The organism is Breoghania sp., assembly GCF_030066895.1.
In the GTDB taxonomy this organism is placed as follows: Bacteria; Pseudomonadota; Alphaproteobacteria; order Rhizobiales; family Stappiaceae; genus Breoghania.
Map to the genome: position 1 here is coordinate 76,097 of NZ_JASJAV010000011.1, position 14,769 is coordinate 90,865.

General features: G+C 59.7%; 8 protein-coding genes, 1 tRNA gene and 7 pseudogenes. 11 read left to right on the plus strand and 5 right to left on the minus strand.

The annotated features are described in order from the left end of the window. Window positions 1–67 precede the first annotated feature (67 nt). The 4 genes and pseudogenes from QNJ43_RS12630 (at window position 68) to QNJ43_RS12645 (ending at window position 4,459) form a co-directional block, all read left to right on the plus strand. Window positions 68–2,779, plus strand: coding sequence for an autotransporter domain-containing protein (locus QNJ43_RS12630; protein WP_300470497.1), 2,712 nt, complete (start codon window positions 68–70; stop codon window positions 2,777–2,779). A gap of 174 nt (window positions 2,780–2,953) precedes the next feature. Then, the gene (locus tag QNJ43_RS12635; protein ID WP_300470499.1) at window positions 2,954–3,169 is read left to right on the plus strand and encodes a hypothetical protein; all 216 of its coding nucleotides are present in this window, start codon (window positions 2,954–2,956) and stop codon (window positions 3,167–3,169) included. Window positions 3,170–3,482: 313 nt separating this feature from the next. Next, window positions 3,483–3,925: pseudogene (locus QNJ43_RS12640) on the plus strand (DEAD/DEAH box helicase); the annotation flags it as partial. Between the two features lie 144 nt (window positions 3,926–4,069). After that, entirely contained in the window at window positions 4,070–4,459 is a 390-nt protein-coding gene (locus QNJ43_RS12645; RefSeq protein ID WP_300470662.1) for a C-terminal helicase domain-containing protein, read from the plus strand. Window positions 4,460–4,510: 51 nt separating this feature from the next. On the opposite strand, the gene QNJ43_RS12650 is transcribed toward QNJ43_RS12645, so the two are convergent. Continuing rightward, complete coding sequence (locus tag QNJ43_RS12650) at window positions 4,511–4,672, minus strand: hypothetical protein (protein ID WP_300470501.1); 162 nt, start codon at window positions 4,670–4,672, stop codon at window positions 4,511–4,513. Window positions 4,673–4,800: 128 nt separating this feature from the next. Here QNJ43_RS12650 and QNJ43_RS12655 point away from each other — a divergent pair, with 128 nt between their 5' ends. Further along, window positions 4,801–5,184 carry a DbpA RNA binding domain-containing protein gene (locus tag QNJ43_RS12655; RefSeq protein WP_300470504.1) on the plus strand — a complete coding sequence of 128 codons (384 nt, stop codon included), beginning with the start codon at window positions 4,801–4,803 and terminating at the stop codon, window positions 5,182–5,184. 341 nt (window positions 5,185–5,525) lie between these two features. On the opposite strand, the pseudogene QNJ43_RS12660 reads toward QNJ43_RS12655, so the two are convergent. Next, window positions 5,526–6,640 (minus strand): annotated as a pseudogene (locus QNJ43_RS12660) (IS3 family transposase). 804 nt (window positions 6,641–7,444) lie between these two features. Here QNJ43_RS12660 and QNJ43_RS12665 point away from each other — a divergent pair. The 6 genes and pseudogenes from QNJ43_RS12665 to QNJ43_RS12690 all read left to right on the plus strand — a co-directional run bounded on the left by QNJ43_RS12665 (window position 7,445) and on the right by QNJ43_RS12690 (window position 13,119). Beyond that, on the plus strand, window positions 7,445–7,957 hold the full coding sequence (locus QNJ43_RS12665) for a fumarylacetoacetate hydrolase family protein (RefSeq protein WP_300470506.1): 513 nt from the start codon (window positions 7,445–7,447) through the stop codon (window positions 7,955–7,957). A gap of 9 nt (window positions 7,958–7,966) precedes the next feature. Then, window positions 7,967–9,151 (plus strand): annotated as a pseudogene (locus QNJ43_RS12670) (hypothetical protein). Window positions 9,152–9,221: 70 nt separating this feature from the next. Further along, window positions 9,222–9,995 (plus strand): annotated as a pseudogene (locus QNJ43_RS12675) (SDR family NAD(P)-dependent oxidoreductase). Between the two features lie 129 nt (window positions 9,996–10,124). Beyond that, window positions 10,125–10,925 (plus strand): annotated as a pseudogene (locus QNJ43_RS12680) (crotonase/enoyl-CoA hydratase family protein). A 1-nt stretch (window position 10,926) separates the two neighbouring features. Beyond that, a pseudogene (locus tag QNJ43_RS12685) lies at window positions 10,927–11,722 on the plus strand (enoyl-CoA hydratase-related protein). 164 nt (window positions 11,723–11,886) lie between these two features. Beyond that, window positions 11,887–13,119: pseudogene (locus tag QNJ43_RS12690) on the plus strand (MFS transporter). A 152-nt stretch (window positions 13,120–13,271) separates the two neighbouring features. On the opposite strand, the gene QNJ43_RS12695 reads toward QNJ43_RS12690, so the two are convergent. The 3 genes from QNJ43_RS12695 to QNJ43_RS12705 all read right to left on the minus strand — a co-directional run bounded on the left by QNJ43_RS12695 (window position 13,272) and on the right by QNJ43_RS12705 (window position 14,659). Further along, complete coding sequence (locus QNJ43_RS12695) at window positions 13,272–13,622, minus strand: LysR substrate-binding domain-containing protein (RefSeq protein ID WP_300470664.1); 351 nt, start codon at window positions 13,620–13,622, stop codon at window positions 13,272–13,274. 81 nt (window positions 13,623–13,703) lie between these two features. After that, window positions 13,704–14,258 (minus strand): LysR family transcriptional regulator, encoded by a 555-nt coding sequence (locus QNJ43_RS12700; protein ID WP_300470508.1) that lies wholly within the window; start codon window positions 14,256–14,258, stop codon window positions 13,704–13,706. Window positions 14,259–14,582: 324 nt separating this feature from the next. Next, window positions 14,583–14,659: transfer RNA gene (locus tag QNJ43_RS12705), tRNA-Ile, on the minus strand. Window positions 14,660–14,769: the final 110 nt, after the last annotated feature.

Sequence of the window (14,769 nt, forward strand, 5' to 3'; positions counted from 1 at the left end):
GGGTGAGCCGATCACGAAGCGTCGAGGCGCGCAACGGGTGCGCCATCGGCATCAAAGAGGCAAATAGATGAAAGAAAACATCCGGGCTCGGGCAAGAAACGGACTTGTAATGGCGGCCGGGGAGCTGCTGCTGGCGTCGGCGCTGATCGCAATCTGGCCGGGAACCGGCTGGGCCATCATCTACACGGTCACCAACCTGAACGATTCCGGATCGGGGTCCTTGCGCGAGGCGATCAGCAGCGCGACGGACGGCGATACCATCGCCTTCGCAGATGGGCTGTACGGAACAATTACCCTGACCTCCGCCCTGCCGAGCCTCGACGCCATCACCTTCGAGAACGGCGAAGGCATCGCTCTGATCGGATACGACGGCCTCTCCTCCGTGGGGCTGACAGTGGCCGGATCAACCCTGTCCGGCGAACTCCCGGCTTCCATATCGGCCACCACATCTTCGACGAGCGCTTACGCCTACGGCCTCAACACCGGTACCATGACGATAGATGAACTGTCCGGCTCGATTTCGGCCGACGCGGCCTACCGTTATGCCCAGGAGATCTACACCAGCGGCGACCTTGTGGTGACCACGCTCTCCGGTGACCTCTCGGCCACGGCGGACGGTTACGCCCACGGGATCTGGGCCTACTCCGGAGGAAACATAACCGTGGGCACGCTCTCCGGCTCGGTTACGGCCACGGTAGACGACGAAGGAGCCTACGGCTTCTGCAGTCAAGGAACCGTAACGGTGGACACCTTGTCCGACACGAGGTCAATTTCAGCTACGGCGGGCAGCAACGCGGTAGGGATCCAGAGTTCCGGAGACCTGACCGTGACCGATCTCGCGGGCACGATCTCGGCAAATGCGGATACCTACGACGCTTACGCAATCTATAGCAGCGGTTTCTCCAGCACTGTGAACATCGCTACCCTGTCCGGCTCCGTTACCGCCACCGCGACCACCAATTACGCCAATGCCATCGGCGCCATGAACGCCGTTGAGCTGGAAACCCTGTCCGAAACAGGCACGGTTTCGGCCACGACGGGCGGCAACTACGCCTACGGAATCATGACCTATTTCGGCGACCTGAGCGTGACCGATCTCTCCGGCACGGTCACGGCGAAAGCAGGTGGCAATTACGCCTATGGCCTTTACAGCGAAAGCGGCACCCTGACCGTGACCACCCTATCCGATACGGGCAAGATTTCGGCCACGGCGGACGAGACCCGCGCCTACAGCATCTACAGCGTCGGAGCGATCGAATTTGGCTCGCTGTCAGGCACCGTCACCGCCGTCGCGGGCTCCTACGGCGCGTTCGGAATTTATACCACGGACGCTCTCGATGACGGCTCAGGCGGGGCAGCGGAGATCAGCGGCACGACGGTCAGCGCCGAAGCCGACGGACTGGCCGTGGCAGTGAGTGCCGCCGAGGACATGAACCTGTATGTTACCGGCACCCTCACCGCCACCGACACATCCGGCTCAGGCGAGGCCTATGCCATCGCCGCGGGTTCGGCCAGCGGCAGCACCTGGTCCACGGGCGGCAACTACGACGACACCGTGACCCTGGCCGATGGCACCTCGATCACCGGCGACATTGACCTAGGCGGCGGCAACCTGCTAACCCTGCTCGACGCAGGCACGCTCATCGGCGATATCACCAACATCACCACGCTGACCAAGTCCGGTTCCGGCACCTGGAGTACTACCGGAAGCATCGAGACCGATACGCTTACCGTCAGCGACGGCACGCTCGTGGTCAACGTCACCCAGACCGCAACGCCCACGGTAACCGTCACCGGCACCGCGACCAACGACGGCGTGATCACCTTCGTTCTCGACGATTCAATCTCCGCCGGAACCTTCACCGTCCTCAACGCCACCAGCCTGGCCGGCACAGTAACCTACACCTCCAACTCCCTGTTCACCTCCATCAGTATCGATTCTGCCAATGGCGACGTAAACATGACCAGCCTGAGCTTCTCGGATGTCTTCTCCGGGTCAGATTCCGCCGGCAGGCAGCTTGCGAAGGCCTTCGACGACAACTACGCCACTGCCGACGCGGAGTTGAGCGAGCTGATTGCTGCGGTGGAGAATTCCTCCACCCAAGCAGAGGCGAACGCCACCATGGGCGAGTTGACCTCCCTGCTTCTGGGCCAGAGGGTCAAGACCACCGTCGCCATGTCCCAGCTCCAGTCCCTATCCACCCAGTTCCGCATGGCCAGGATGCCCGCCTACCAGATCGCACAGTCGAACGGCGGAAACCTGGGGTTCGGGGATGCGGACACCTGGCCCCAGATCGCCGCCCATGGCGAGCTTTCGAGCCAGTTCGGGCGCTCAGCCGACGAAGACCCCAACGGTCTTTATTTGCGCGTTGTCGGGCGCAGCGGATCCATGGACAGTCACGACGGCTACTCCGGCTATGATTACGGCACCGTGCTCTTCTCCGGCGACTACGACCGCATGATCGGCGATCATCTCCTGGCCGGCGTCAGCGCGGGCTACGCTCTCACCGGCATCGATTACGACGATGACGGCGGCAGCAAATCCACCCTCGATTCCTACACCCTTGGCGTTTACGCCAGCTTGTTCGACCGGGCCTGGTATGTCGACGGCCTGCTCTCTGCGGCCTTCAACAGCGATGACACCGACCGTGAACTGCCCGCCCTTTCGGCCACCGCCAATTCCGAAAGCGACGGCTATGCCCTGTCTGCCAAGATCGAAAGCGGCTACCGTTTCGACCTCGGCGGCATCTCCCTGACCCCCACCGCCTCGCTCGAATAAATCCGTTTTCACCAGAACGGCTACACCGAGACCGGCGCGGGTGCGGCCAGCCAGATCGTCAGCAGCTACAACGCCAACCTCCTGGAAAGCGGCATCGGCGCCAAGCTGGGCCGCACCTAGCGGACAGAGCACGGCTTCCTGCAGCCCGAGATCTCGGCAGTTTGGACGCACGAGTTGCTGAGCCCGGACAGGGATGTCACCTACTCGCTGACCAGCCTTCCGATTACCGTGCTCACGCAAACCCTGTCGGAGACTGGCGGCGATGCCCTGAACCTCAGCGCCAGTCTGCGCTACGTCACCGATGACGACCTTGCCCTGACCACCCGCTACGAGGGCGAGCTCGAACCCCACAGCCACAGCCTCCTCGCCGAGATCCGGTACGTGTTCTGAGGGGGGGAACAACGTTCAGATCAACTGACCACCACTTCGTTCGCGAATTGTCCGGCCTTTGCCTGGGCAGCAGGACCCCGCCGCTTAGTTGCTTCTCTAGGGTGTCGCCACCGCCCCCTCGTGCCTAAAGGCGGGGATCTACGCAAACTATCGCTGCCCAAAACGCATCCATCATGGTATTCGGCGCGCTTCAAAGATGGTGACCATGATGCCGAATACCGACTCCTCCCCCATATCCCCGATCGCTGCCATACATCCGGCGCTTGCTTCCGCCCTGGCGGAGAAAGGCTACAGCCAGCTGACCCCGGTTCAAATGGCGATAACGAATGAGGAGTATCGCGACGTCGATCTGCTCGTCTCAGCGCAGATAGGCTCGGGGAAAACGGTCGCCTACAGCATCGCAATCGCACCGACACTGCTTGAAAGCGCCGAGCGCTTTGACGAAGCTGGCGCACCGCTTGGCCTGATCATCGCGCCGACGCGCGAACTCGCCATTCAAGTTCGCCGCGAACTCGATTGGGTCTTTGCTACGACGCAAATCAGGATCGCGACCTGTGTGGGTGGCATGGACATCCGGGCGAACGCCGTGTGCTTGAACGTGGCGCTCATCTTGTCGTCGGCACTCCCGGGCACCTGCGCGACCACATCACACGGGGAACGCTGGACCTGAGCGCAATTCGCACGGTGCTGCTCGACGAAGCCGACGAGATGCTGGATCTCGGTTTTCACGAGGGCCTGGAATTCATTCTCGGCGCAGCACCTGAAGAGCGTCGGACACTGCTGTTCTCGGCGACGGTGCGGCGCGCCATCGCCGAACTGGCCAAGACGGTGCAAACCGATGCGGTGCGTGTCGCGATAACAGCGTCCACCGAACAGCATGCCGACATCGACTATCAGTTGATGCTGGTGCGGCGCGACGAGCGCGAACACGCCATCATCAACGCGCTGCTGGATTCCGACGCCAAGAGCGCCCTGGTTTTCTGCCGCACACGCGAAGCGGTTCGCCATCTCACGGCGCACCTCGTCAATCGCGGCTTCCAGGCGGTTTCACTTTCGGGTGAGATGGCACAATCGGAGCGATCAAATGCGCTGCAATCCATGCGCGACGGACGCGCGCGCGTCTGCGTGGCGACCGATGTCGCGGCGCGCGGCATCGACCTTCCAAACCTCGACCTCGTGGTCCACACCGACTTGCCGAGCAACCCGGAAACCCTGTTGCATCGTTCCGGGCGGACCGGCCGCGCCGGCCGAAAGGGCGTCTGCGTGCTCATCGTTCCGGAAAACAGGTGAGGCGCGGCCCAGTGCGTGCTCGCATTGGCGAAGCTGACCGCGACCGTGCGGTCAGCGCCCGGCATTGCCGAGATCGAGGCGCGCTACCGCCGCCGGATACTCGATGCCGTCGCCTCGGCCGAAGACCCTGACGAACTGGAAAAGGATTTCGTGGCCGAGTTGCTGGACAAGGCCGGACCGCAGCGTATTGCTGCGGCTTTCCTTCGCCAGCAATTGGCAGCGCTCCCCGTCCCCGAAGAACTCTCGCCGCTTCCCGTCGAGGCGTTGCAGAGCAGGGTTCCAGCCGCGGCCCGCGGTCCCGAGAGGAACATGCAAAGGTTCGCGAGCCGCGCGGCCCGAACATGCAGGACGATATCTGGTTCACCATCTCGCTTGGACGCAGGCAGCGCGCCGATCCGAAATTCCTGCTGCCGATGATCTGTAACGCCGGCGGCGTGACAAGACGTGATGTCGGCGCGATCAAGATCGACGATACCGAAACCCGTTTCGAGATTTCGGCCGACAAGGCCGACAGCTATGCGAAGCAGATCAAGCAGCCTGGCAGCCTTGAGAAAGGCATCAGGATCGCACCCGCCAGTGAGAGCCGCGGCGAGCCGAGGCACGCGAAACCGAAATTCAAGCAGGACGGCAAGCCGCCCCGCAAAAACACCGGGCCCCGACGGCAGATCGAGGCAAGACCTCGAAACACAAGAGCCGCAAACCGAAGCGCGCAGCCTGATCGGTGAGGCCCGACCCTGCACCGTCAGATCGTTATAGCGGCGCACGTGAGAAAACGGACACGCTGGCGCGCTGTTCATCCCAGCTGAGCTGATGTGGTGGACGGCCTCCGTTTCCGGCGCCACGGAAGGCTCCATCCGAACATGCCGACACTTTGAACCAGAGACGGAATCTGCCGTTTCGCTCGCTCGCGAATTCCGCGTTAGAGCGCGTCAACACCCTCAGCCCATAGCGTGCAAACCGGCCACCAGTCCCCCCATCAAGCTGGATAAAACTTGGAGCAACGTCACTGACGATGCCCCCTGACGTTATTTCATAGAAACTAACCTGCTCCCCTAAATGTACCCATTCATAGGTTAGCCCTGTTCACGTTGTGGTCCATTCTTGACCGGGTTGCAAATTCGTTCGGTGTGAGACCGTCGAGGCTTGTGTGTGGCCGGTTCAGATTGCAGCCGATCCTCCACTTCGATGACCTCTTGGGCACGGCGATAATTACGGAGCAGATACTCGTTGAAGCACTCGTGACGCAGCCGTCCATTGAAGCTCTCGACAAAATCGTTTTGCATCGGTTTTCCTGCCGGGCGCGATCTAGTGCCAATCGACGCTACGATCCGGCTGCCAGGCGAGCGAGGCATTCGATGTGAGTTCGGTGCCGTTGGCGCCGACCACCATGCAGAGATAGCCGCGCCGTTCCACGATAACATCCAGTACCCGGGCCAGGCGTTCACCCGAGGGCAAGTTATCGACCACTGTTGCCAGACATTCCCGGCTGAAGTCACCGATGACACACAGGATGCGGAAGCGACGCCCCTCCACCAGCGTGTCTGACATGAAGTCGAATGGCCATCTCTGGTTCGGATCCTGCGGGATCGCCATCGGCGCCCGCGTGCCCAAGACCCGCTTGCGGCTACCGCGTCTTTGGACTGTCAGCCGCTCTTCCTTGTAAATCTGGTAGAGCGTCTTCCAGTTCACCGCGACGTCTTCCTGCTTCGAGAGCAGATACAGACGGAGGTAACCGAAACGGCGACGTTCCGACGACAGCTCCCGCGTGCGCTGTCGGAGGTCGACATCGCCCGACCAGCTTGACTGGTAACGGAAGACGCGCGGTACCATACTGCTCAGGGCGCAGGCTCACCGCGGCGAATGATCCTTCATCTCGGTCGCCCAACTCACGGCATTTCTTCTTGAGCCGGGCGTCAGAAGTTTTTCGTCGGCAGCTCGCGGAGCGTCGATACGTCCACAATCTGCTTCGCCAGAAGCTTCTCCAGCTTCGCATTCTCTTCCTCAAGCGCCTTCAGCCGCTTGGCGTCCGTCACATCCATCCCGCCATACGTCTTGCGCCACGTGTAGAACGTTGCGTCAGAGATGCCGTGCTTGCGGCACAAATCAGCGGGGCGTCATGCCAGCCTGATGTTCCTTCAAAATGCCGATGATCTGTTCTCCCGAGAACCTTGATCGCTTCATTGCCTGTCTCCTTCCTTGAAGAACAGGCTAACCCGAAATCGAGGGCATCTAAGGGGATCAAGTCAAAGCGATCTGATCGACAGGAATATGCTCCAGGTATTGATCTGGAGCGATTTCCAATCGTTCAAACGAACCCGTTTGAACGGAAAGCACTCGCGTACCGCCGGCAGGTGCTTGGTGCAGCTCCGTTGTCTGCACAGACATTCCATAAGAACAGCTAATATATATCACAATTAATAATATTGTACGTCCAACCTGTAATGAAATACAAAATATCAGGTCAAAACATCTAAATACAGCGCGATAAACTCAAGACTAACTAATTATCATTATTTTTGTTTTGCTTAACAAATAATATTTAATAATATATCATTATGTATATTAATATCTAAGAATAAAAAATTTATGAGGATACGAAGAAATGAATCTTGCGATATTTGAAGTAGATGGCAAGAAATTCGTTGGCGCCGTCAAAGGTGAATAGATCGTCGTTATCGATGTTCCGTCCATACGCGCCCTATTCGAACTCGGAACGCCTGTCCAGGATAAAGCGAAGGAGCGCAAAACGTCGCAGCGTTATGTGCTAGCAGATGTCAAGCTTCGTGCACCAATCATCCCGAAGAAGATCTACCATAGCACCGGAAACTACGACGAGCATGCACAGGAGAGCGACCGTTCCAACTGGGTGGCCGCAATCAAACCCTGGATCGTCTTTTTCCAAAACGTCGACGCCATCATCGGGCCCAAAGACTACATCGTATATCCCGAAAATCTTACCAAGTAACTCGACTACGAGTTGGAATTGTGCGCAGTCCTCGCCAAGTCCGGCAAGTTCGTCAGCGAAGAAGACGCGAAGACTACATTGGCGTCTATGTCATCTTCAACGATATCACCGCCCGCGATATCCAGCGCTGGGAAATGCAGTCGTCGAACTTCATTTTCTCGAAGTCGATCGACACGTTCTGCCCATTCAGTCCGTGGATTGTGACAGCCGACGAGATCCCCAATCCCTACAATCTCGCGCTCGAACTCCGGGTGAACGGCGAGAAGCGGCAGATCTCCAACTCCAGTCACATGTCGGTAACGATCCCACAGCTCATCGCCAAGTTCTCGCCCACCGGCTTTTCCGCCGGCGACATCCTCACCACCGGCACCGTGTCGGGCGTCACTGCCTTCAGCAAGGATCCGCAGGTCTGGCACCTCAAGCCAGGCGACGAGATCGAGGCAGAGATCGAGAAGATCGGCGTCCTGTGCAATCAGGTCGTGTCCTGGAAAGACGCCCACGGCGTCGATGCTCCCGAATTCGTAGGCTTTTAAGAGGTCGCCATGATTGATCGTTCCAAGATCTGGACCGGCTCGCTGAACGAGCTGGCATTGACCAACCAACCGAAGAAGAAAGCCGGGTTCTACGACACCACGTTGCGCGACGGCGAACAGGCGGTAGGTGTGGTGTTCGAGCCCGAGCAGAAGCTCGAAATCGCCAAGCTCGTCGACAGCCTCGGCGTTGGGCGCATCGAAGCCGGTTTCCCCCGGGTTTCCGAAGAGGACCGGGAGGCCATTCGCGCCATCTCGAAAGCCGGCCTCAATGCCGAGATCTGGGGCTTTGCACGCGCCATGATCCCCGATGTGGAGGCCGTGGCCGACCTCTACCTAAAATACTGCATCATCGAGGCGCTGATCTCCGACCAGAAGCTCTCCGCCCTCGGCGTCTCCCGCGAAACGGTGCTCGAGCGCATCCGCAATGCGGTCAAGCTCGGCGCTGAAAGCGGCATCCACGTCGCCTACTTCGACGTCGACTCCACCCGCGCCGATCTCGACTTCTTCGAGACCGTATAGACCGTATACAAGACCGCGCTTGAAGCCGGCGCGAAGGAACTGATGATCGTCGACACGCTAGCGATCGCCTGTCCGGAAGCGGTTACCTAACTGGTCAAGCGAGTGAAGTTCTGGGCCGGAGACGTGCCGGTACATTACCACGGACACAACGACTTTGGCCTCGGCATGGCTTGCGCCATCGCCGCGATCAACGTCGGGGCGGAATGGATCCACGGCACCATCGACGGTATCGGAGAGCGCGCCGACAACGCCAACATTCCCGAAATCGGCCTGGCGCTCGAGCTGCTCTACGGCACCGATACCGGGCTCAAGCTCGAAAAGGTTCGCGGTGCTTCCGAACGGCTGCGCGAGATCGCCGGCTACGACCTGGAGCCCTGGAAAGCGGTCGTCGGCCAGAACCTGTTCGTTCGCGAAACAGGCGCGGTCGCCGCACAGTTCCACCTCCCCCACGCCATCGAACCCTACTCGTCGGAGTTGCTCGACACGCCACGTGGCATTCGCCTCGGCAAGAAGAGCGGTACGGCCTCCATCAAGATCAAGGACAAGGATCTCGGCCTGGAGGTCGCGGACAACCAGGTTCCGGTGCTGCTCGATGAGGTGAAGAAACTGGCGATCAAGAAGCGCGGGCTCCTCACCGACGCGGAGTTCACCGAAATCGTCAAGCGCTGCGCTTAACCAATAGCGACCCGGACCGGCGGCAGGGCCATCGGACCCGCGGCGCAATCAGAATGGGAAGGATAAGCCGATATCCAGATTCGAGGACAAGAAGGTACTTGTCACGGGTTCCGGTCGCGGGTTCGGTCGGGTATTGGCGCTGGCTTTCGTCAAGGAAGGCGCGGACATCGTCGTTCACTACAACAATTCCGCCGTCGGCACGGAGGAAACGGCAAATGAAATCCACGCCCTCGGCCGCAAGGCCATAACCGTGAAGGGCAACATCGCCGAATATTCCGACGTCCAGGCCATCACGGAAGCTGCATTCTCCGAGTTCAGCCATATCGATGTCCTGGTCAACAACGTCGGCGACATGGCGCTCAACCAGAAATCCTGACGCGAACTCGACGAGAAGGTCGTGGACCACACGCTGGCGGTCGACGTCAAAGGCATGATGTTCATAATCCACGAAGTCGGCTCGCGGATGATAGAAGGCGACGCCCCCGGCGGGGTCATCGTCAATATCGGGTCTCAGGTCGTCATCGCCGGCAGTCGGCGTGCGCCCCAGTACACAGCGGCGAAATACGGCGTCATTGGCCTGACGAAATCCTATGCCCGTGCGCTGGCGCCCAAGGTCCGTGTCAACACGCTCGGCGCCGCCTTCATGGAAACCGAAGCCCTCAAGAACCGCTACGACTGGACGCACGGTCAGCGCGAGCAGGTTCTCAGCCAGACGCCACTCGGCCGCATTGCGAAGCCGGAAGACATGGTTCCTCCCACCTTGTTCTTGGCAGCAGAAGACTCCCGGCACATGACCGACCAGTTCCCGCTGTGCAACGGCGGTCTGACAATAGTGGGCATCTGATCCTGCCCTGGGCGCTCCACTGGCGTTGCGGCCTGCTCTTGCGCGGGCCGCGGCAGCCGGCTCCGAACCGGCGCGTCTCAATCTGACAATCAGCAGGCAATCGGCGGTTCTCGAGGAGGAATCCGAGATATGGGCACCAAGCTCCACGCCTCGCAGACCGGGCACGTCCTGGTCCTGACAATCAGCGATCCAGAAATACGGAACGCGCTCAATAGTGACGCATTCTACAGCGATCTTGAGCAAACCGTCCGTTCCGCCAATGCGGATCTTTCGATCCGGGCCGTCATAATCACAGGCGACGGCAAGGAGTTCTCCTCCGGCGGCAATGTCCGCGACATGCGTGACAGGAAAGGCATGTTCGACGGAACACCCGAACAGATCGCCGAACAATATCGCACCGGTATCCAGCGTATCCCGCGCGCCTTCTGAGAACTCGACGTTCCCTGCATCGCCGCCGCCAACAGAGCCGCGATCGGGGCAGGCTGCGACCTTGCCTACATGTGCGCCCTCCGGATCACCTCGGAACGTGCGTTCTTCGCGGAAAGCTTCGTACGGGTCGGGATCGTCGCCGGCGATGGCGGCTCCTGGCTGTTGCCACGCATCATCGGCTACGCGCGGGCTGCAGAAATGGCCCTCACCGGCGAGCCGGTCGATGCTTCGACCGCGCTGTCGATCGGCCTCGTCTCGCAGGTTGTCCCGCACAACGACCTCATGTCCGAAGCCATGTTGCTCGCCGAACGAATTGTTGCAAACCCGCCGCATGTTCTGCGCTGGACGAAGCGCTTAATGAAACAGTCCCAGCACGAGCACCTGGACTCGATCCTCTTGCAGGCCGCCACCTACCAGGCAATGGCCCACGGGACGGCGGACCACGCAGAAGCGGTGGCAGCCCTTCTCGAGAAAAGGCGTCCGGAGTTCAGGGGGGAATGAGATGTCTGTTGTTCCCGATCCTCAATTGGCGTCCGATGCAAGCCTCCTGACCGAGAGCCCCTCGGAAAGCGTCGTCCTCGTCCGGCTCAACCGCCCCCATGTCCGCAACGCTCTCAACCTCGAACTGCGCCGGGAACTGGCAGCGACGTTCGAAATGCTCGGACGTTCCGACGGCGTGCATTGCATCGTCGTGACGAATGATGACCGCGCCTTCTGTGCCGGCGCCGACATCAACAAATACGTCGATGCGACGCCTGCCGACGTCATCGCCCGCAACATGGATCTGCTGTGGGGTACGATCGCGAATTGCCCAAGCCGATCATCGCAACCATCAACGGCTATGCGCTCGGCGGCGGCTGCGAACTGGCCATGCACGCCGACATCATCGTCGCGGGCCGCTCGGCGAAGTTCAGCCAGCCCGAAATCTCATCGGGATCATTCCCGGCGGTGGCGCCACGCAGCGGCTTACGCATGCCGTGGGCAAGTTCGCCGCAATGCAGCTTCTTCTGACTGGAGATGGGATCCGCGCAGAAGAAGCGAAGGCCGTCGGCCTGGTGAGCCAAGTTGTCGACGACGAAGCGGTGCTGGATACAGCGCTGCAACTCGCCTCCCGGATTGCCGCGCAATCGCCGCTGGCCGTCCGCCTGATCAAGGAGATGGTCCTCGAAAGCATGAACGTGCCGCTCGAGGCGGGTCTGCGTAGTGAGCGCAAGGCTTTTCAACTCATCTTCTCGACGCCTGAGAAAACGAAACGAATGCAAGCATTTTTAAATAGAAAGTCGCCCGGAAAACAGTGATGACGGCGGTTAGTCGGCCTTTATTGTCGAGATCGTCAATATTATAAATTAAAATTTAGTATATCATGAAGTATTTAGTGGATATTCATAACAGTTCTACACCAAAAGATGTATATAAAGGGAGTACAACTCCGGCATATCTCCGTATTTTTTTATAATATTGTATTGGATCAGCGATAGAACACTACGAATTCTTCATATATGCCTTTACAGCACCGATCGTATTCGACCACTTCTTCTTCCCGAAGATGGATTCCGTCGCAAGCATGCTCGCGGTCTACGCCACCTTCACGTTGGGCTTCGTCGCCCGGCCGCTCGGCGGCATGGTCTTCGGCCATTTCGGCGACAAGATCGGCCGCAAGACGATGCTAATGATGACCTTCCTTCTCATGGGGGTATCAAGCTTCTTCATGGGTTGTCTGCCGAGCTACGATTCAATCGGCCTCTGGGCGCCGATCGGGCTGATCATCCTGCACTTCATCCAGGGCTTCGCCTTCGGCGGCGAATACATGAACGCCGTCTCGCTCACCCTGGAAAATGCGCCTTCCGGCCGATGCGGCTTCTTCGCCTCGTGGGTCAACGCCTCCGGGCCCATTGGCATCATCGCAGCCTCCGGCCTTATCTCGGTGCTCGGTTGAGCCTTCAGCCGGGGCACTTTCGCGGCCTGGGTGTGGCGTGTGCCGTTCCTGCTCAGCTTCGTGCTCGTCCTGATCGGTACCTGGCTGCGTTATAACGTCGACGAGTCGCTGCTCTTCAAGGCCGTGAAGGACAAGGCAAAGACCCGCCGAGCGCCGCTGCTGGAAGTTGTTGCGTCCTACAAGAAGGCCACCATCCTCGGTTGCCTCATAAACATGGTGCACAGCGCCTTCCAATATATGAGCACCGTGTTCGTTCTGGGCTATGCCATTCGCAAGCTTGGCATGGCCCCATCATCGATCACGTCCGGGGCGATGATCGCCAACATTGTCGAGATGTGCCTTGTGCCCGTGATCGCCGCGTACAGCGACCGGCTGGGTCGCCGCCCCTTCCTCATCATCGGCATTGTGCTGGCGGCGATCTGGTGTCCGTTCTTCTTCCAGATCGTGCTCATGAAGGATCCGCTACTGCTGGTCGGCGGGCTGGTTATCTCGGTCGGTCTGATCCATGCCCTGATGTTCGATCCGGAAGCCGCGTTCACGGCCGAGTTGTTCCCGACCGACGTCTGCGTCAGCAGCAGCTCGATGGCCAAGCAGTTCGGTATCATCCTGGGCGGCGGTCTTCTCCCGTTCGTAGGAACGGCGCTGATGGGTTCGGGCCAGGATTTCCATCTCGTCGTGATCTACTTCGAGGTCATCGCTGCTCTGGCATTTGTCGGCATCCTGATCGCCCCGGAAAACGCAAAGCAGGCACTTCGCTGACCACAGGATCGAGGCCCGAGCACAGTTTGCTCGGGTCGCGGAACCGGGGCTGGCGTTCGCACCCGCCGTGCCCTTTGCGGCCCCCTTCCCCGGCCCCATCGCGCACTGGCCGATCCGGGAACCCTCGGATTGACCATTTGCTGTTTTCAGGCCTATTGCCGGTGGGTGGGCGAATGCGCCGCAACCAGTTCCCGAGTGCCAATCTGGCGAAGAATGTCGCGGAACCGCATGGCAATCGGCGACAGCCGGTCCGACCGCCTCCAGGCAAGGCCAACCTCGCGCAGTGAGCCGATGTCTTCTAGCGGAACCGCGCACAACCGCCCAGCAGCAACTTCCACCTTGACGAGACGCGGCGAGATGACGGTGATACATTCCGTGCTCATCACGATCGCCTTGATGACTAGGATCGAGTTGGTAATGATCGCATCGGCGGGCCAGCCGGTGCCCGCATTGGTGAACACGAGCTCAAGCTGCTCGCGAAAGGCACTGCCGCTGGCAGGCAGGACTCAGCGCCTGTCTCCAAGTTCGTCGAGTCGCACCGATTTCAGGTCTCGCAGCGAATGCTGCGGCCCCATGACCAGAGCTCAGTCCACCGTAAAAAGCCTCTCTTCTGCGACATCGGTATAGCGGGGTTGCACGCCCAACCGGCTGAGCACCATGTCGAGCTTGCACGTGCGCAGGGGCCGGATGATCTCCGTGTCCAGTCTCTCGATCACGAAGATCGAAACCCGTGGCATCTCCACGATCAGGATATTGATTGCCTCGGGCAACACGCCGGAGGATGTGATCGGCGTGATCCCGATCGTCAATGAGCCTTCCATACCGCGTGCGCGCAATCCCATTTCCTCGCGAGCCCGTGCCAGAAGTTCCTCCAGCGCTTCGGCATGAAAAAGCAGGGCTTCCCCCGAACTGTTGACCTTTGCTCCGTGGCGCCCGCGGTCGAGCACCCTCATGCCAAGTTCGCATTCAAGCAGTGCTATGCTTTGGGAAAGGGCCGGTTGAGAGACATGCAAAACCTCCGCTGCGCTGCTGAATGAGCCGCTGCGCGCCACCGCCAGAACTTCGAGTAACCTTCGCAGATCGATCTTCATGAAGGCGGGATCCTCTTCCAGGCAGATATACAGACTGCGTGCTGTCATCTCCGCCCACTGCAAGATCAATCTCGGTCTAGCGTCGTGAGTCGATTATTCAATTAGTTAACAATTTTCTAAGAAGAAATGCCAATGTAAGCCGCGCTGAAAATAGCCCCGAGTTTTCAAGGCACCCTCATAAACGGGGCCGCCAAATCAGACTTGGCTTGATTCAAGCTCCGAAATGAGTTTGCAACGGACCGATTTGACATGAGTGATGCTGAATGATCAGTGATCTAGCCGCATCTTCCCGCGAAGGTGAGTGGCGTTGCCCGCGTTGACGAGCGCCGTGTGACCGACGGGATGTGGAAAAATAACGGGAATTTAGAGTGGTGGTAGGCCCGGCAGGACTCGAACCTGCAACCAGACCGTTATGAGCGGTCGGCTCTAACCAATTGAGCTACAGGCCCCCCGGAACGTCTCGCTAGGACGTCCTGATATCGGCACCGGCAGGCGCCGGGTGCGACATGATCGAGTTTCCTATACCAAGGAATATCGTTGGCACAAGAGCTACAAGCCG

Coding starts and splice junctions, on each gene's coding strand:
- QNJ43_RS12630 (WP_300470497.1), top strand. CDS start 68: ATGAAAGAAAACATCCGGGCTCGGGCAAGAAACGGACTTGTAATGGCG.
- QNJ43_RS12645 (WP_300470662.1), top strand. CDS start 4,070: ATGCTGGTGCGGCGCGACGAGCGCGAACACGCCATCATCAACGCGCTG.
- QNJ43_RS12655 (WP_300470504.1), top strand. CDS start 4,801: ATGCAGGACGATATCTGGTTCACCATCTCGCTTGGACGCAGGCAGCGC.
- QNJ43_RS12700 (WP_300470508.1), bottom strand. CDS start 14,258: ATGACAGCACGCAGTCTGTATATCTGCCTGGAAGAGGATCCCGCCTTC.